This is a genomic window from Virgibacillus alimentarius (genome assembly GCF_000709085.1).
Classification (GTDB): Bacteria; Bacillota; Bacilli; order Bacillales; family Amphibacillaceae; genus Virgibacillus_B; species Virgibacillus_B alimentarius.
Window position 1 is genome coordinate 17149 of record NZ_JFBD01000096.1, and the last position, 18086, is coordinate 35234.

The following is an 18086-nucleotide window of genomic DNA, read 5'->3' on the forward strand; positions in this document are numbered from 1 at the left end:
GTTAAAACCAGCCCATCAGCATATCGAATAGCACCGGTAATCCATAGGACCTGGCAAAAAACAGGACAAATATGGCTACGATGGGCGATATATCAATCATTCCAAGAGGTGGAATAATTCTTCTGAAAGGTTCTAAATAAGGTTCACAGATTTTAGTCAAAAATTCACCAAAAGCCGATTCTCGGGCCCCTGGAAACCAAGACATGAGAATATATACAATTAACGCAAAACTGTATATTTCTAGTGCAAAATAGAGTACATTGTATAGCTGCATCATCTTCTACTACCATCCTTTTTGAAATTCATCTTCACTGCTGGCCAATGATTCCGAGATAGAACCCGATACATTAACGTTATCAGGTGTACATAAAAATGTCTCCGAACCCAGTTTTTGTATATCGCCATTGACAGCATAAACAGTGCCACTGAGAAAATCAACAATTCGCTTGGCTTGTTGATGGTCAACTCGCTGCAGATTTATAACAACAGCACGACGGCCAACAATATTATCTGCAATTTCTTGTGCTTCATTGTATGTTCGCGGTTCACAAAGCACTACCTTCGAAGTAGGGTGCTGCATACTCGTCAAGTTGACGACCTTATTCGGGCTCTGGGTTTTGCTTTGTCCCGCTGGCTTGTCCATCGCATCTATCTCTTCTGTTTCTTCCATATATTCATATTCATCATCCATTGTAAAGAATGTCTTAATCTTATTTTTGATACTCATGGTTACACCTCACAATTATTCTGATCCAACTAATTTTGAACCAATACGTATATGTGTGGCACCTTCTTCAATAGCTATTGTGTAATCATTACTCATTCCCATTGATAAATACTCACAAGGTGCGTGTGTTAATTTTTCTTCTTTTACCATGTCTCTTAACTGTGCTAACCTTCTAAATGTTGCTCTTAGCTCTTGTTCATCATCGATATGCGGGGCCATCGTCATTAAACCGACAATTCGGATGTTCTCGAACTTTTCCATTTCTTTCACAAAGGATAAAACATCCTTTGGAGACAGACCGTGCTTTGATTCTTCCCCACTAACATTGACTTGAACAAAACAATCCTTCAACTCATTTGTTCGTTTATTGATTTCCTTTGCAAGTGACGTACGATCTAACGAATGAATAACGTCTACTTTGTCAGCTACACTCTTCACCTTTCTTGATTGCAATGTACCGATAAAGTGCCATTGGACGTTATCTTGTATATGTTCATATTTCTCCAAGAACCCTTCTTGACGATTTTCACCAAGATTTGTAATTCCCGCCTTTATTGCTTCTTCTGTTCGTTCTATTGTAACATATTTCGTTACTGCAATTAGGGTAATTTCATCTAAATTACGATTGACTTTTTCACAAGCCTGTTCCATATTACGACGGATATGTTTAAGATTTGTTTCTACTTCCATTGCTTTTATCTCTCCCTGTTTCATAATCACTTACTCTTTCAAGTAACCTATGTAACCTAACATTCGACCTGTTTTTCCATTCTCCCGGCGGTGGGAATAAAATAGACTATTATCTCGAAATGTGCAATATTGTGTTACATCTATATTATTACGTAAAACCCCAGATTGCAAAAGGATATCTACATTTAGCTGCTTTAAATTTAATAAATAACGATTATTTCCTTTGGACTTAATTGCATTTTGCCGATATTGTGGATCTATCTTATGCATTACCCGACTATCTATTTCATAATATTCCTGCGATATACATGGTCCAATTGCTGCAAGCAGATTCGAAGCGTTTACACCGAGGGAACGTAATGTATCTACCATTTTTTGAGCAATTTTATTTGTCGTTCCCCTCCAACCTGCATGTGCGATACCAATATATTCTGTTACAGGGTCAAAAAAATAGAGAGGAGCGCAATCTGCATAAAAAGCTGTACATAATATCCCTGTTTGATTGGTGATTAACCCATCTATTCCTTTGATGGAAGTTTGGTTCGTTGTGGCTCCTTTGCCTTTATCTTGTTCCCCAATTATTTTTATATTTGTATCGTGAACTTGTTCCCCAGAAACCCAGTTTTCTAATGGAAAAGATAATTTTTCAGCTAATCGTTGCCTGTTCTTGATAACATACGGCCGCCAATCATCAACATGGAAACCAAAATTAAACGATTCATAGGGAGAGCTGCTGACTCCCCCATTTCTTGTTGTAAAACCAACTTGTAATTTTGAATGGATATTCTGCCACTGTGCTATATGTAAAAAAGATTGATTAGAATGGTAAAAAGCTTCTTTCTCCATATTGAAACCTCCTGACTGATTCATGTACTATTTTAGCATATTTGGGTTGTACCTCCTTCTTTTTCAGTCAGGAAAGTTTGATTCCGGATACAATGTTGGCTCTTTTACTTCTTTTACAAGAATGACATCCGAACCAATTGTTATAATTTTCTCCCAGTGAATGATTAGCTCATCCGATTTTCCAAATAAACCACTTTTTTTATCTCGGACGACAATGATGATTGCAGTTATCTTTCCACTGTCTGGATCTATTTCAAGATCATAAATATGCCCTAAACGTCTCCCATCTTCAATCACGATAATTTCTTTTGTTTGCAGCTCAGATAATTTTATCAACCCATTCACCTACCTTATTTTATCTATATGCAGTAAACGAACATAATACAATAAAAAAAAGACAGACACTAATATAAGGAACCAGTGTCTGTCTTTTCTATTTCCACTTAATCATATTATTTTCTTTTTTTATTCAAACATTTCTTTATTCATTTGATGGATGGCAGACTTTTCAAGCCTTGATACTTGTGCTTGCGATATTCCTATTTCTTCCGCAACTTCCATTTGTGTTTTTCCTTGGAAAAATCGCTTATTTAATATCATTTTTTCCCTAGCATTTAGTTGATGCATCCCTTGTTTCAACGAAAGTTTATCATCCCATGTTTCTTCACTATCTTTGTCATCACTTATTTGATCCATCACATAAATCGGGTCTCCCCCATCATTATAAATAGGCTCAAATAAAGAAACGGGATCTTGGATAGCATCCATGGCGAAAACAATATCAGCATGAGGAATACCCATTTCTTCAGCAATTTCCATTGGTGTCGGTTCTTTTGATGTTTTATTCACCAACTTTTCTCTGACTTGCAATGCTTTGTAGGCAATATCTCGCAGTGACCTCGATACTCTAATTGGATTATTGTCCCTTAAATACCTTCGAATCTCTCCTATGATCATAGGTACAGCATAGGTTGAAAAGCGAACATTATGACTCAAATCAAAATTATCTATCGATTTCATTAAACCAATACAACCTACTTGAAACAAATCATCTACGTATTCACCACGGTTATTGAATCGCTTAATAACACTTAATACAAGACGTAAATTTCCATTTACTAGTTCTTCTCTTGCTTCCAAGTCTCCTTCTTGTAGTCTTACAAACAATTTGCGCATTTCATCGTTCTTTAATACCGGTAATTTCGATGTATCAACACCACATATCTCAACTTTATGTCTGATCATTGTGTTCTGCCCTCCCAGTTGGTGATGCTGTTCATGGACAGTATCTCCCTCTAGGAGGTTTTTTATGCAATCAGCTTCATGAAAAACAAGGCATAAAATTACCGCTAAAACCTATAAAATAAAGGCTAAACCATCTTATTAAATTCTTTTTTTAAGCGTCTAATGATTTTCTTTTCTAACCGTGAAATATAGGACTGAGAAATTCCAAGCATATCTGCTACATCTTTTTGTGTTTTCGCTTCTTCGCCAACTAATCCAAACCTGAGCTCCATAATTTGTTTTTCACGATCATTTAATTGCGATAATGCATTTTTCAATAAACTTTTATCCACTTTTTTATCCAAATTTTTTGTTATAATATCTACTTCAGTCCCTAGTACATCAGATAATAACAACTCATTGCCATCCCAATCAACATTTAAGGGCTCATCAAAAGATATTTCCGTTTTTAACTTATTATTTCTTCTTAAATACATTAATATTTCATTTTCAATACATCTTGATGCATAAGTAGCTAATTTTATTTTCTTTTCTGGATTAAATGTATTTACTGCTTTTATAAGTCCAATTGTTCCGATACTTATTAAATCTTCAATATTTATTCCTGTATTTTCAAATTTTCTGGCAATGTATACGACCAGACGTAAATTACGTTCAATTAACATTGCTCGAGCTGATTTGTCTCCTTTTGGGAGCAGTTTTAATAACTCTTGTTCCTCTTCTTTTGACAGTGGCGGTGGCAAAGCTGCACTTCCACCTATATAATAAATTTCATCCGATTTGAATCCTAATTTAATTAATAGTTTATACCACCATAAACGCAGACGTAATTTTAAAATTCTCAATATTTACCTCTCCTTTTGCATTTATGCTGAATATACAGCTGATAATTTAATAATTTGTGGCTGAAGCAAACAATGGTAACGTTGATCTTTTGTTAGTTCAGCAAATTGAATACCTATTAATACCTTATTTGACATAATTTTCTGATCATTATAGTGGATGATCAGCTGGTCAGGCCTCAAAGCAAACAAAAAATTACTTTTACCTTCTACTCCCTGAAAAGGCACAATATGTAACTGTCTTTCCCATTCTTTCGGGAGGCTATCTAAATCAAGTTCATCGTGAGCATCTTTTAACATTTGCCAGTCATCATCTGTAAACCATTGTTTTAAAAAATGCTCATCACAAATAACAACTGGTCTTTTTGTTGCTGGATCAACTAGCTGATTAGCACTGTCGATATACCCAGTAGTTGAATACGTTTTTTGTTTCAGTTCGATACTAACTGGACATAGTTGGTCATATCGTATTTTTTCTATTGCATGCTTGTCCATACGAACCTTGGTAAAATACCAGCTTAATGGGAATCCGACAATAACAAATATCCAACTGATCGGATTTCCAAAACCATTGTTAAATGTAAGAATCCCGCTTGAAGATAATCCAATCGGATTTTGAAAAATAAAATGTGCAGCTATCAAACCACCTCCGATGGAAAAAGTAGTAAAGTAAAATAATGCTAATAGTTTTAGCGTTTGATAGACAGTAACAAAGCGAAATGCACAAATAATAATAATAATAGAATAAAGCAATCTTCCTAGTATGCTACTAAAAAATGAGTCTGGAAAATAAAGTGTAATTGGTACCAATAAGGATGCTATAAAGGCACCAAATAGGATTCTTCCTTTTCTTGTACTGTCTTTCGCTAAAGCCTGTGTAAGCAATAAAAGCATCATATCCAGAAAAAAATTTAATGCCCAGACAGCATCAAGATAAATGGTCACCTGACCCTTCCTTTCTAAGAAATTATTCTTTTAACATAAAATTTAAGGGGAAATCCATGTATAAAAAAGTATATCTAAATACAGAAGCAAAGTCTGTCACATCTTGTATGTATATTGGGGCTAATTTTAACTAGTTATCGGGGAGTTTGTCGGCTTATAAAAAAAGAGTAATTGATCCATAGAGTTGGTCAATTACTCTTTTAAAAATTATCGTCTGCGGTTTCGATTACGATTTCTTAAGAAGGTTGGAATATCTAATGTATCTTCTTCAGGCTTTTGTCTTTGTTGCGGTTGAGGGTTCTGTTGTTTTTGTGGTTGGCTCATTTCCTGAGAATAATCATCATTTGCTTTTGTTGCAGCATGTTGATTATGGTGAATGAGAGGTCGCTGTCTTGGCTGTGTTTCCTCTCTTTTTGTTTCATCAAATCCTGTTGCTATCACTGTTACAATGATTTCTTCGTTAAGATTTTCATTAATAACGGAGCCGAAGATAACATTCACTTCCTCATCTGCAGCGGATGTTACTAAGTCAGCAGCTTCCTGGACTTCATACAGACTTAAGCTTGCACCACCTGTAATATTCATTAGGATTCCGTGCGCACCATCGATTGATGTCTCTAACAACGGAGAGGATATTGCTTTCTTCGCCGCTTCAGCTGCACGATGTTCTCCATTCGCAACACCAATCCCCATTAATGCGGAGCCCTTATCAACCATGATTGTTTTTACGTCCGCGAAGTCAACGTTAATTAAACCTGGTTTTGCGATTAAATCAGAAATACCTTGAACACCCTGACGCAACACATTGTCAGCTTCACGGAAAGCTTCTAACATTGGTGTATTTTTATCCACAATTTCCAGCAGTCGGTCATTTGGGATAACAATTAGCGTATCTACACTACTTTTCAATGATTCGATACCAGCAACAGCTTGTGTGGATCTTCTTCTTCCTTCAAAAGAAAACGGTCTCGTTACAACACCTACTGTTAGTGCGCCTATTTCTTTTGCTACTGTTGCAATAATTGGTGCGGCACCTGTACCGGTACCACCTCCCATTCCTGCAGTTACAAAAATCATATCTGCACCTTGCAGTGCTTCTTCGATCTGTTCTTTACTTTCTTCAGCAGCCTTTTTTCCTACTTCTGGATTGGCACCTGCGCCCAGTCCCCGAGTAAGTTTACCACCAATTTGCAGCTTTACTTCTGCCTTGGATAATTCCAATGCTTGAGCATCTGTGTTAACAGCAATAAATTCTACACCTTCAACGCCGTGTTCAATCATACGGTTTACAGCATTATTACCGCCGCCACCTACACCTATTACTTTAATTGTTGCTAGACTATCCATCTCAGTATCAAACTCTAACATATATTTGTTCCTCCTAATATGCAAAATTACAAACACTCGAACGTGTACTAATCTTAGTCAAAAAAGTACTTGAACAAATTAGCAATTTTGGATTCTTTTTTCTCCGTTTTTTTTGGTTCTTCTGTTTTTGTTTGATTTTTATTTCTTTTTGGTTTTGGTTCTTGCGTATTAGCGACCACAGCAGGAAATAATTCTTTTCCTTGTATTTTCGCATTATGATAGGCAAATTGCAAGATTCCCACCCCTGCAGTAAACTGGGGTTCCCTTACACCTATGTAATCCGGTATAGCTATACGTACATTTGACCTAAATAGATCTTGCGCTAATTCTAGGACACCCGGCATTTTCATCGTGCCGCCTGTTAATACATAACCACCCGGTAATTCGTGATAACCAGCTTTTCTAATTTCTCTTTCTGCAAAAGCATATATTTCTTCTAATCTAGCTTCAATCATATCAGATATTTGCAATTGATTATAGGTTTGTTTAGAGTTGCTCCCTATAATGGAAACATTAAAAACTTCATCTTCCTGCGCCTCATCATAGAATGCATGTCCATAATTCAATTTAACTTCTTCCGCTTCTTCTGTTGATGTTCTGAGCCCTATCGATAAATCTTTTGTAATATTATCTCCGCCCAACTGTATCACATTCGTCGATACAAGATGATCATTTTCAAAAATAGAAACGGTAGAACATCCCCCACCAACATCAATTAAGGCGACACCCAGATTTTTTTCATCTTTTGATAAAGCGAGTGTTCCTGCTGCCAGTGGCTGCAGGCAAATATCAGATATTTGTAGGTTAGCTCGTTCTACACATTTCAAAATATTATGTAAAACAGTTTTTGAGCATGTAATAATGGTTCCTTCCATTTCTAACCGAACACCAATCATTCCCCTTGGATCCGTTATTTCATCTAATCCATCAACAATGAATTGTTTCGGTATAACATCAATGATTTCTCTCTCAGGCGGAATCGATATTACCTGTGCACCATCGATGACTCGGGTAATATCTTCATCGCTAATTTCACGATCTTCGCTTTGGACTGCTACGACACCGTGACAAGGCTGCAATTGAATATGATTTCCATTAATACCTACTACTACTCGGTCAATTTGCATACCGACCATACGTTCAGCTTGTTCGACTGCATTTCTTATTGAATTTACTGTTTGATCAATGTCAACAACAGCACCTTTTTTCATTCCATTTGATTTTGCAGTACCCACACCTATAATATTTAGTGAATCATTCAGTACTTCACCTACAACTACTTTTATTTTTGCTGTACCTATATCAAGACTTACTAATATTTCACTATTATTCAAAGAAGGCACCTCCTAATTAAACAACTTCGGAGAACATATAAAGTTTCTTACCCGAATTATTCTTTTCGACTAGCCATTTCAATATTTATAAATATTTTTTCTCGGTTCTATCCTTTCATCATTACTCTATCGAATTTGAGAAGAATGAAAAGATATAATGATTATTTCAACATAAATCATTAAAACCCTTTAAATTCAATCTATTTCTTTCAGATCACAATAAAATACCGTCTATCCATCTGGTATAAAAATGGATGGATGGATTCATACCTACCTTTCTGTACTATCTTCGGTTTCACCTTCATCTGGATTCTTATCAAATGACTCAAAATACGCTCCTACTCCAATATGTATAATGCCCTTACTATCAGAATCAAGCTGAGAGACAATGGACGGATACACTTGCATTTTCTCTGCAAAGTTTCTTATGGTTCCATCAACCATAAAGCCATCATTCATATAAAGTGAAATTTTATTCTTGTTTTCGTCTGTAGGTTTCCAGTGAATTTCTGATATTAAATTTAAAATACTTTCGGGCAATTTTTGTAGCTCATCCGTCATTTTGTCTAAATAAGCACCCTCTGAAAACCCTATAATCAATGGAGCATCGCCATTACTCGACTTTTGATTTGATGTAACCGTAGTACCATTCCCCAAAATAGGGTGATAATAACCTTCTTTTTTAATATATCCAACACGTTCATATTCTTTTATTTGAATTTCGACTGTCCATGGCAACTTTCTATCCACATCAACCGATTGAACAACTGGATTTTCTTTTATGTTATTTTTTACTTTCGTCTTATTGATTGTCCAAATATTTGTGCTATCAGTTAGCTTACTCTGTTTAATCACTTCTTTCGTTTTTACCGATGTGTTGCCTGTAACAGTAATTTTTTTCACATTACTTAAAGGTGATTGTAAATAAACAATAATAGATATTAAAATGAAGAAAATAGTAAGATAGAAGATTAAACGTCGATTTGCTTTCTTTTTACGAGCTTGTTTCAATTTAGGGATACGATCCTCAATGGAAACAATTTGCTTTTTTTCCATTTCTATTTCTTCCTTTATCAGTAATTAACAAAATCAAATGATCTACCATCCTATCACCGAATTTGTTATATGAATTATATCATATTCAGTATCTAAACAGATAGTCCACACTAATAGTTTATCAATATTTTTGTTATAAATAAACAGACAATATATTTCCAAATAAAGGTATAGAAAAAAAGTTTGAGCACCTTCATTTCTGTGCCCAAACTTTTAATTATGCCTCTATGAAAATAAGCATCACGCTATATTTTGGTATATCTACTTATATTTAGTAAAATACCGACAGAGCAGAGTGTTAAGGTTAATGAGGAACCACCGTAACTTAGAAACGGCAACGTAATACCTGTTACAGGAATTAAACCAATCACAACACTAATATTGATCATAACCTGAATGGTTAGCATTGATATGATACCAAGTGCTAAAAATTTCCCAAATAAATCTGGTGCTTCAATCGCGATTTTAATGCCACGCCAAAATAATAAGATAAATAATCCAATCACAAGCGATCCACCGATAAATCCTAATTCTTCGCCTAAAATAGCGAAAATAAAATCAGTTTGGGGTTCTGGTAAATAAAAATATTTTTGCAAACTTTCACCGAATCCAACTCCCATTAAACCTCCTGGGCCAATAGCATAAAGAGATTGTATGATTTGAAAGCCATCACCAAGTGGATCTTCCCATGGATTTAAAAAAGCTGTTATTCTGCTAATACGATATGGAGCAGACAAGATCAAGAATACAAAACCTGTTAATCCAAGTAAAGCTAGCCCAACAAAATGCGTCAAGCGAGCACCAGCCGCATAGATCATAAGGATACAGGTTAATACAAGTACCATCCCTGTTCCTAAATCGGGCTGTAGCATAATTAATCCAAACGCTGTAAAAACAAGGATAAGGGACGGGAAAAATCCTTTTTTAAATGATGTAATGTACTTCTGATTCATAGCTAGATAGGCTGATAAGAAGATAATTAAGCCAAGTTTCATAAATTCAGATGGCTGGATACTAAAAGCCCCAACTCCTATCCAGCTTCGAGCTCCACCTCGGACCATGCCAACTCCTGGAATCAAGACAAGTAATAATAAGAAGAAACAAACAAACAGCAGAACTTTAGCATACTTTTTCCATGTACCATATGGAAAAACCATAATAAAGAACATTGCGATAACGCCCACACCTGCAAACAGTAACTGTCTTTTTACAAAAAACAGCGTGTCTGCATACTTATAATCCGCCCATATGTAAGACGAGCTGTAAACCATCACAACTCCTACTATAAGTAAGGTAAGTACAGTTCCTAATAAGAAAAGATCTGGTCTGTTTTGATGATTAAATAATTTCCTCAAACAAAAAACACCCCGTTTCCAAAATCCTAGGAATAGGGGCGAATCTGAAAATACCTAATGTAGAAACAAGCCCCTACATTAGTGTATGCACTGCATGAATAAACATGTCTCCTCTTTCTTCAAATGTACGATACTGATCCCAACTTGCACATGCAGGGGACAATAAAATAACATCTCCCTCTTCTGATAAATCATATGCCGTTTGAACAGCTTCTGTTAAATTTCCCTTGATTTCAATAGCCTTACTTCCCGCAGTTTCAGCTAATTGCTTTAACTTTTCCGCGGTCTGTCCGAACACAATCATTGCTTTAACATTTTTCAAATATGGTAATAGTTCCTCAAAGCCATTTCCTCGATCAAGACCACCAGCTAATAGAATCGTAGGTTTACTAAAAGAGGACAGGGCTTTTTGTGTTGCCAAAATATTTGTTGCTTTTGAATCATTATAAAACATGCGTTTATCTTTATTAGCGACAAACTGCAGACGGTGTTTTACACCAGAGAATGTCGATAATACTTTATAGATTCCCTCATTAGTTGCTCCACATAACTTAGATGCACACACTGCAGCTAATATGTTTTCTAAATTATGAGAACCAACTAAAACAATATCTTTTTTATCGATTATTTTTTCATCTTTAAAATAAATAGTAGAATTGTCTGTCCAAACGCCATCAACTAGCCGATGCTTTACTGAGAAAGGTATCGTTTGGGAATTTGCTCGTTTGATAGCATTAGAAACGGTCGGATCATCTGCATTGTAAACAAGAAAATCATCTGATGTTTGATTAGCAAAAATATTACACTTTGCCTGTTGATAATTTTTTAGTGTTTTATGATAATCCAAGTGTGCTTCATAAATATTCAATAAGACGCTACGCGGGGTTTGAAAGTTTTTACACCTAACAACTGAAAGGATGAGAGTTCTAAAACCAATTTTTCATCTTCAGCTAATTCCTGTGCTACATCGGAAGCTACTGTTCCAATATTTCCGGCTACCCTGGTCCGTACATTACTTTCAGTTAACATTTGTGTTATCAGTGTAGTTGTTGTTGTCTTCCCGTTCGATCCTGTAATTCCTATTATCGAATCAGGAACTAATTTACCAGCTATTTCTATTTCGGTGATAATCGGAACATTTCTTTTTTGTGCTTCAACAAGAATCGGATTATCGTACGTAATACCGGGATTTTTTACGATTAATTCAATCCCTTCTAAAACAGAAATAGGATGGGAGCCAATAATGACCTCTGCCCCCATCGTTTTTAATTCAGTCACGGATACATCATTTTCTTTAGCATTCATATCATTCACACGTACATTTATATTATTTTTAATTAAATATTTTGCAGCAGCGGTTCCACTTTTAGCTAAACCCAATATAAGTACATGAGAATAATGAAAGTCTTTTAATTTTCTCAAGTTATCCACACCTCAATATATATGCCAAGGATAGCAAAAATAAGTCCAATTAACCAAAAGGTTGTTACTACTCTCCATTCGGACCATCCAATTAATTCATAGTGATGGTGTAATGGACTCATTTTAAATACCCTTTTTCCAGTTGTTTTAAACGAAATAACTTGGATTATAACGGAGAGTGTTTCAATAACAAACACCCCACCAATAATAACCAATAAAATTTCTAATTTAGTTAAAATCGCAATTGCTGCTATCGCACCACCAAGAGCGAGTGAGCCTGTATCGCCCATAAAAACTTTAGCGGGATGGGCATTAAAAACAAGAAAACCTAATAAAGCTCCTACAGCAGCTAATGCAAAAATCGTAACTTCATTTTGAGGAAATCCGTACCATGCCAGAATTCCAAATGCACCAAAAGCAATTGCAGCCGTTCCTGCTAGTAAGCCATCAAGTCCATCGGTTAAATTTACTGCATTCGACGCTCCTACTAACATAAAAATAATCAACAAGGCATAGCCCCAGCCAAGCTCCCATTGAATATTTGTCCCTGGTATTTTTATATAAGTGGAAAAACCTTGTGATTGTAAAATATAAAAGAATATAAGTGCAATCACAATTTGACCTGCCATTTTTTGTTTCGACGTTAATCCTAAATTACGTTTCATTGCTACTTTAATAAAATCATCAAGAAACCCTAATATACCATATCCTACTAATACAAAAATCAATAACCACAATTCATATCCAATTGAACCACTAAATTTATTAACCATAATAATAGATGTAATAACAATACTTATAACAATCATAACTCCGCCCATTGTCGGTGTCCCTGTTTTTTTCATATGTGACTTTGGGCCTTCTTCTCTAATGCTTTGTCCAAACTTCAAACGCCTTAAAAAAGGAATAAATATAGGTGATAAAAGGACGGTAATTAAAAATGCGATACCTATTGTTATGATTAAACCGTATATATTCACTACAATTTCCTCCCTCGTGCAACAACCGTCCATACTAATGATGATGGCTGACTAATTTTCACAAAAGGTTTTTACTGTTTCATTCATTCAGAAAGACTTTTTTTGGATCGCTTCAACAAGTGACTCAAGCTGCATTCCCCGGGATGCTTTAAACAATAAGAGGGCATCCTTGCGTAAATAGCCTCGCAGTTTCACGAATAACTTTTCTTTCGAATCAAAATGCATACAAGTCATCCTTTGATTTTCCTTCTGAATCTGATCAGAAATATATTTGGATTCCTTTCCAAATGTAAATAACGCTGTAACAGGATATGTTATTACTTTTGCGACTGATTCGTGCATTTCTTTGGAGTAGTCGCCAAGTTCTAAAATATCGCCAAGTATAAGTACTTTTTCCTTAAATCCTTCTATTTGTTTCATTACTTCAATTGCTGCTTTCATAGATGTTGGTGAGGCATTATAAGCATCATTAATAATTGAAACACCATTGTTCCCTTCGAGCATTTCAAAGCGCATGGATGTTCTTTCTAATGTTTGAAGAGCTTCGCTTATCACTGTTTCATTCATTCCCAACAGTTTTCCAAGCGTTATAGCATACGTTGCATTAAGTGCATTGTGTTTTCCTAATAAAGGAATGGTCCACCATTCCCCATCAGATAAGTGAAAACGCGTTTCTTGATGGAATATCTCCGTATCATTAATTACTACATTGTTGGAATGATGAAAGCCGCATGTTATAACATTGGTTTTTGGCTTTATCGATGCTAACAGTTCTTCATCTCCATCAATAATAAGAGAGGACTTTTCACCCATACCTTGCACTATTTCCAGTTTAGCATTTGCAATCGCTTTTCGTGAACCAAGAAATTCAATATGTGATTCACCGATGTTGGTAATAATGGCATAGTCAGGATTCGCTATTTTTGTCAGCTTTTCAATCTCCCCTTTATGATTCATTCCCATTTCTAAAACCAATATCTCTGTATCTCTTTCCATAGACAATATGGTTAACGGTAAACCAATATGATTATTAAAATTGCCCTTTGTATAATGCGTTTTATAAGCCTTTTTTAATACCGATGCCACGATGTCCTTCGTTGTCGTTTTCCCGTTTGAACCGGTTATACCAACAACTGTTGGATTAATCTCCTGTCTATAAGCTGATGCTAGCTTCTGCAGAGCATCCAATGTATTTTCAACATAAAACACCGGGAAATTTGCAGGTAAAAAAGACGGCAGATCCTTTTGCTTATTCCATAAAGTGGCTATAGCACCATTATCATATGCTTGCTTCAAATAATGATGACCATCAAAGTTTTCACCAACTAAAGGAATAAATAATGACTTATTTGATTTCAATCGGCTATCTGTTGTTACCTCATTAATTGTAATAGAGTCTTTTGTCTGCCCTTGATGTCCACCAAAAACAGCCGATAACCACTTGGTCGTAAATAACATATTCTAAATCCCCTTATTATTTATTGCTTCTTTAGCAACTTCCCGATCATCAAAATCGTACTTTGTTTGCCCAATTTGCTGATAAGTTTCATGGCCTTTGCCGGCAATTAAAATGATATCATCTTTTTTTGCAAGCTGTACTGCATGACAAATCGCTTCTTTTCTATTTTCGATTACTTCAAAGTGTGTTTTTGATAATCCATTCGTCATATCATCTAATATTCGATGCGGTTCTTCTGTTCGCGGATTATCAGAAGTAAAGATTGCAAGATCCGCATATTTTAATGCAATATCTGCCATTAAAGGACGTTTTGTGCGATCACGATCCCCGCCGCATCCAACAACTACATACACTTTTCTCTTTGCAAACTCTTGGATTGTCTGTAATACATTCTCTAGAGAGTCCGGTGTATGTGCATAATCGACAATTGTAGCAAATGGCTGTCCAGCTATTACTTGCTGAAAACGTCCATTTACACCAGTAATCGATTCAAGTGCCTTTTTTATCACGTTTAATGGTACATTTGAAGCAATCGCAGCACTACTAGCAGCAAGCATATTATACACATTAAACATTCCAATGAGCTTACTATGTATTTCAATAATGCCCACCGGTGATGATAATGTAAAGTTTGTATGTGTAACGTCCAGCTGTATGTTTGTCGCTTTGACCTGCGCCTTATCACTTAGACCATAGGTCAATATATGTTGCGCTGTGCTTTGTTTTAATAATGAGCTATGTGGATCATCCTCATTAAGAATAGCAAATTTCTTCCGCCCATCCGCGTAAGCACTTCCCAGTTGCGCAAACAAAAGACTTTTAGCACGTAAATAATCATTCATATCTTTATGGTAATCCAGATGATCCTGAGATAAATTAGTAAATATTGCTATATCAAAATCACAGCCATATACGCGCCCTAAATCTAAAGCGTGTGAGGATACTTCCATTATTCCTGTTTCAACTTGCTCATCTGCCATTTGTCTAAAAGTCCGCTGCAGAAAAAGCGCATCTGGTGTTGTATTGTTTACAGGAAATGACTCATCGCCAATCTTCATATGAATGGTTCCAATCACACCTGTTTTCTTTTTATATTTTGAAAAGATTGCTTCGAGTAAATAGGTTACTGTTGTTTTACCATTTGTTCCTGTGACGCCTATAAGAGGGAATTGATTAGTCGGATACGCAAAGAATTTCGTTGCAATAAGCGCTAGTGCTCTTGATGTATCAGGTACAACAATGGTAGGTACATTCGTTTGTATTTCTTTTTCAGCTATAATTGCACTAGCTCCACGCTCGATTGCTTGATTTACAAAATCATGTCCGTCAACCGTAAACCCTTTAATACAAATAAACAAATCACTTGCTTTAACACGACGTGAGTCCATTTCAATTGAATTTATATCGATTTCTTCTAACTTTTTTGTTGATTGATAGAATGGTAGTATGGAAATAATTTCTGTTAATTTCATATAAACACCCTGCCTTGGTTAATTTCCCACATATTTATTCTCTTAAAACACACTTTTTAAGAGGGTGCAGCCACCCTCTTTTTATTTTATTTACATTTTATTAATTAACATCTTATTTATTATAGCAAATTTTAATCAGAATCACGATCCTTTTTATTAGATAAATAGATTCTAATTTTTGCCCCTTCTTCAACTTTGGAACCGGCTTTTGGTTCTTGATCAATAATATGATCTCCTGATCCTTCTACTTCAATCGATAAGTTAGTCATATATTCCGTTACGTCTTTTTTCTTTAAACCTATTAAATCTGGTACTTCAACCTTTGGCTGTTCAGGCCAATCCACTTCTTTTTCCAATCCATCTTCTCTTGGTTCCACTCCCATTGCTCTAAGGCTGTCACCAATAATTGTTCCGACGATTGGAGCAGCTACGACACCACCGAACTGCAAGGTATCCTTAGGATTATCGATCGCTACATAAACAACAATTTCTGGATCATCGGCAGGAGCAAATCCGATAAAGGACACAATATAATTGTCTTGCATATACTGTCCATCTGGTCCCACTTTTTGAGCTGTTCCAGTTTTACCACCAACGCGATAACCATCTACATATGCAGGTTTACCCGTTCCTTTTGCTACTACACTTTCTAAGGCATATCTGAGCTCTTTGGAGGTAGATTCTGAAATGACTTTATCTTTTATTTCATTTTCAAAATTATCAACGGTTTTCCCTGTTCTCGAATCAATCCATTCCTTTGCAATATGCGGTTCATATAAATTCCCGCCATTAACAGCTGCAGCGACTGCCATAACTTGTTGAATTGGGGTTACTGAAACACCTTGACCAAAGGATGTAGTAGCTAACTCAACAGGGCCTATATCTTCGGGATCAAATAATATTCCATTTCCCTCTCCTTGCAAATCAATTCCTGTTTTTTTTCCAAATCCAAAATCTTTAATATACGTAAATAACTTTTCCTTTCCTAGCTTCATTCCTAAATTGACAAATCCCGGGTTACAAGAATTTTGCACAACTTCAAGATATGATTGGTGTCCGTGACCTCCCTCTTTCCAGCAATGCAGGTGGGTTCCATCGATTGATATCGACCCATCATCATCAAACTCATCTTCTTCTAAATCAACTGTTTCTTCCTCTAAAGCGGATGCAAGTGTAATTATTTTAAATGTTGATCCTGGCTCATATGTGCTCCATATTGGTAAATTACGATCAAAAATCGAAGAATCAACATCTTGATAGTTTTCTGGGTTGAAGTTTGGTCTTGTTGTCATACCTAACACACCGCCCGTTTTTGGGTTTACGGCAATTGCGGAAGCACCATCGGGGTTATATTTGGCTACTGCTAGGTCAAGTTCACGCTCCATTATTGTTTGCACCTTAGAATTAATGGTCGTCTTTAAATCCAAACCATCTTTCGGTGCATTGTATATATCTGCGATGCTTTCCAGTTTTTTCCCCTTTGCATCCGAATAATAGGATAAACTTCCCTTTTCACCTTTCAATTTGTCATCGTAATAAAGTTCAAGTCCCATTAATCCTTGATTATCAATACCTGTAAAACCTAATACATGGGATAGATAATCACCGTATGGATAATGCCGTTTGGAATCCTTAGCAAGATAAACCCCATCCATATTGAGCGTTCGAACAGCCTTTTCCTGTTTTTCAGAAAGCTTTCTTCCTTCCGGATGAATATTCACACTCGATTCATTTTTCGTCACATATTCATATGCTTTCTTTTCGGGCATGTCCAATATATTTGCAAGGTTTTCTGCGACTTTCTGCGGATTTTGAATTTGTCTAGGTACAACGGTTATAGAAGGTGCAGAGACATTTTCAGCTAATATATCCCCATTGGAATCTAAAATTTTGCCACGATCCGCTTCAAATACGATATCTCTGCTCCATGACTCATTTGCTTTATCCATTAATTTATCACCGATAATAAATTGAACATATCCCAATCGGAAATCAATAATCATAAAGAGAAGTAAACCAAAAAGAAAAACAGTAACTATTCGTTTTCTAACTGTGACAGTGGATACACGTTTCATTTTCCATCCCCTTTTCTTCATAGGTAGGCTTGTATCCACTATATGAATTAGAAAGACATAATAGAACACTGTTCATCTGTAAAATACACACTATATATGATATTTCATAAGCAATATATTGATGTATTATTCTTCGGTTTCGTCCGTTTCATTTTGTTCATTATTTTCATCTGAATTGTTCTTTTTGCTTTTTTTCTTATCTTTTTTGGCTGGAGGCTTTAGTTCAATACCTAAATAATCCTTTTTCTTCAATGGTTTGTCTTTTTTAAT

Annotated in this window: 18 protein-coding genes; all 18 read right to left on the reverse strand. The window is 35.7% G+C overall.

Features of this window, described 5'->3' with window-relative positions; all coding sequences use genetic code 11:
* Position 1: 1 nt before the first annotated feature.
* The 18 genes from GZ63_RS0114060 to GZ63_RS0114140 all read right to left on the reverse strand — a co-directional run bounded on the left by GZ63_RS0114060 (position 2) and on the right by GZ63_RS0114140 (position 17816).
* Positions 2 to 277 carry a YggT family protein gene (locus GZ63_RS0114060; protein WP_029270632.1) on the reverse strand — a complete coding sequence of 92 codons (276 nt, stop codon included), beginning with the start codon at positions 275 to 277 and terminating at the stop codon, positions 2 to 4.
* A 6-nt stretch (positions 278 to 283) separates the two neighbouring features.
* On the reverse strand, positions 284 to 727 hold the full coding sequence (locus tag GZ63_RS0114065; protein WP_029270634.1) for a cell division protein SepF: 444 nt from the start codon (positions 725 to 727) through the stop codon (positions 284 to 286).
* A gap of 15 nt (positions 728 to 742) precedes the next feature.
* Positions 743 to 1417, reverse strand: coding sequence for a YggS family pyridoxal phosphate-dependent enzyme (locus GZ63_RS0114070; protein WP_029270636.1), 675 nt, complete (start codon positions 1415 to 1417; stop codon positions 743 to 745).
* Positions 1418 to 1447: 30 nt separating this feature from the next.
* Complete coding sequence (pgeF, locus tag GZ63_RS0114075) at positions 1448 to 2263, reverse strand: peptidoglycan editing factor PgeF (protein WP_038221276.1); 816 nt, start codon at positions 2261 to 2263, stop codon at positions 1448 to 1450.
* Between the two features lie 63 nt (positions 2264 to 2326).
* A complete protein-coding gene (locus GZ63_RS0114080; RefSeq protein ID WP_029270640.1) occupies positions 2327 to 2599 on the reverse strand; it encodes a YlmC/YmxH family sporulation protein in 273 nt (90 codons plus the stop codon).
* A gap of 129 nt (positions 2600 to 2728) precedes the next feature.
* Positions 2729 to 3508 (reverse strand): RNA polymerase sporulation sigma factor SigG, encoded by a 780-nt coding sequence (sigG, locus tag GZ63_RS0114085; RefSeq protein ID WP_029270642.1) that lies wholly within the window; start codon positions 3506 to 3508, stop codon positions 2729 to 2731.
* Positions 3509 to 3633: 125 nt separating this feature from the next.
* A complete protein-coding gene (gene sigE, locus GZ63_RS0114090; protein WP_029270644.1) occupies positions 3634 to 4353 on the reverse strand; it encodes an RNA polymerase sporulation sigma factor SigE in 720 nt (239 codons plus the stop codon).
* Between the two features lie 21 nt (positions 4354 to 4374).
* Positions 4375 to 5295 (reverse strand): sigma-E processing peptidase SpoIIGA, encoded by a 921-nt coding sequence (gene spoIIGA / locus GZ63_RS0114095; protein WP_029270646.1) that lies wholly within the window; start codon positions 5293 to 5295, stop codon positions 4375 to 4377.
* A 207-nt stretch (positions 5296 to 5502) separates the two neighbouring features.
* A complete protein-coding gene (gene ftsZ / locus GZ63_RS0114100) occupies positions 5503 to 6663 on the reverse strand; it encodes a cell division protein FtsZ (RefSeq protein WP_029270648.1) in 1161 nt (386 codons plus the stop codon).
* 53 nt (positions 6664 to 6716) lie between these two features.
* A complete protein-coding gene (gene ftsA / locus GZ63_RS0114105) occupies positions 6717 to 7997 on the reverse strand; it encodes a cell division protein FtsA (RefSeq protein ID WP_029270651.1) in 1281 nt (426 codons plus the stop codon).
* 270 nt (positions 7998 to 8267) lie between these two features.
* The gene (locus GZ63_RS0114110; protein WP_029270653.1) at positions 8268 to 9053 is read right to left on the reverse strand and encodes a cell division protein FtsQ/DivIB; all 786 of its coding nucleotides are present in this window, start codon (positions 9051 to 9053) and stop codon (positions 8268 to 8270) included.
* Between the two features lie 245 nt (positions 9054 to 9298).
* On the reverse strand, positions 9299 to 10408 hold the full coding sequence (gene spoVE / locus GZ63_RS0114115) for a stage V sporulation protein E (protein ID WP_029270655.1): 1110 nt from the start codon (positions 10406 to 10408) through the stop codon (positions 9299 to 9301).
* Between the two features lie 73 nt (positions 10409 to 10481).
* The gene (gene murD, locus GZ63_RS18870; RefSeq protein WP_404814853.1) at positions 10482 to 11276 is read right to left on the reverse strand and encodes a UDP-N-acetylmuramoyl-L-alanine--D-glutamate ligase; all 795 of its coding nucleotides are present in this window, start codon (positions 11274 to 11276) and stop codon (positions 10482 to 10484) included.
* Positions 11273 to 11830: a Mur ligase family protein gene (locus tag GZ63_RS18875; protein ID WP_404814854.1), complete on the reverse strand. Its 558-nt coding sequence runs from the start codon at positions 11828 to 11830 to the stop codon at positions 11273 to 11275. Before GZ63_RS18875 ends, murD begins: the two co-directional genes overlap by 4 nt.
* On the reverse strand, positions 11827 to 12810 hold the full coding sequence (gene mraY, locus GZ63_RS0114125) for a phospho-N-acetylmuramoyl-pentapeptide-transferase (protein ID WP_029270657.1): 984 nt from the start codon (positions 12808 to 12810) through the stop codon (positions 11827 to 11829). The genes GZ63_RS18875 and mraY overlap by 4 nt, the downstream gene beginning before the upstream one ends.
* Before the next feature lie 87 nt (positions 12811 to 12897).
* The gene (locus GZ63_RS0114130; RefSeq protein ID WP_029270659.1) at positions 12898 to 14268 is read right to left on the reverse strand and encodes a UDP-N-acetylmuramoyl-tripeptide--D-alanyl-D-alanine ligase; all 1371 of its coding nucleotides are present in this window, start codon (positions 14266 to 14268) and stop codon (positions 12898 to 12900) included.
* A 3-nt stretch (positions 14269 to 14271) separates the two neighbouring features.
* Complete coding sequence (locus GZ63_RS0114135; protein WP_029270661.1) at positions 14272 to 15741, reverse strand: UDP-N-acetylmuramoyl-L-alanyl-D-glutamate--2,6-diaminopimelate ligase; 1470 nt, start codon at positions 15739 to 15741, stop codon at positions 14272 to 14274.
* 131 nt (positions 15742 to 15872) lie between these two features.
* Positions 15873 to 17816, reverse strand: coding sequence for a stage V sporulation protein D (locus tag GZ63_RS0114140; protein ID WP_029270663.1), 1944 nt, complete (start codon positions 17814 to 17816; stop codon positions 15873 to 15875).
* Positions 17817 to 18086: the final 270 nt, after the last annotated feature.

Bases quoted from the DNA above. Each gene is read 5' to 3' on its own strand.
- GZ63_RS0114060 (WP_029270632.1), bottom strand. From the start codon at position 277: ATGATGCAGCTATACAATGTACTCTATTTTGCACTAGAAATATACAGT.
- GZ63_RS0114065 (WP_029270634.1), bottom strand. From the start codon at position 727: ATGAGTATCAAAAATAAGATTAAGACATTCTTTACAATGGATGATGAA.
- GZ63_RS0114070 (WP_029270636.1), bottom strand. From the start codon at position 1,417: ATGGAAGTAGAAACAAATCTTAAACATATCCGTCGTAATATGGAACAG.
- pgeF (WP_038221276.1), bottom strand. From the start codon at position 2,263: ATGGAGAAAGAAGCTTTTTACCATTCTAATCAATCTTTTTTACATATA.
- sigG (WP_029270642.1), bottom strand. From the start codon at position 3,508: ATGATCAGACATAAAGTTGAGATATGTGGTGTTGATACATCGAAATTA.
- ftsZ (WP_029270648.1), bottom strand. From the start codon at position 6,663: ATGTTAGAGTTTGATACTGAGATGGATAGTCTAGCAACAATTAAAGTA.
- GZ63_RS0114110 (WP_029270653.1), bottom strand. From the start codon at position 9,053: ATGGAAAAAAAGCAAATTGTTTCCATTGAGGATCGTATCCCTAAATTG.
- GZ63_RS0114130 (WP_029270659.1), bottom strand. From the start codon at position 14,268: ATGTTATTTACGACCAAGTGGTTATCGGCTGTTTTTGGTGGACATCAA.
- GZ63_RS0114135 (WP_029270661.1), bottom strand. From the start codon at position 15,741: ATGAAATTAACAGAAATTATTTCCATACTACCATTCTATCAATCAACA.
- GZ63_RS0114140 (WP_029270663.1), bottom strand. From the start codon at position 17,816: ATGAAACGTGTATCCACTGTCACAGTTAGAAAACGAATAGTTACTGTT.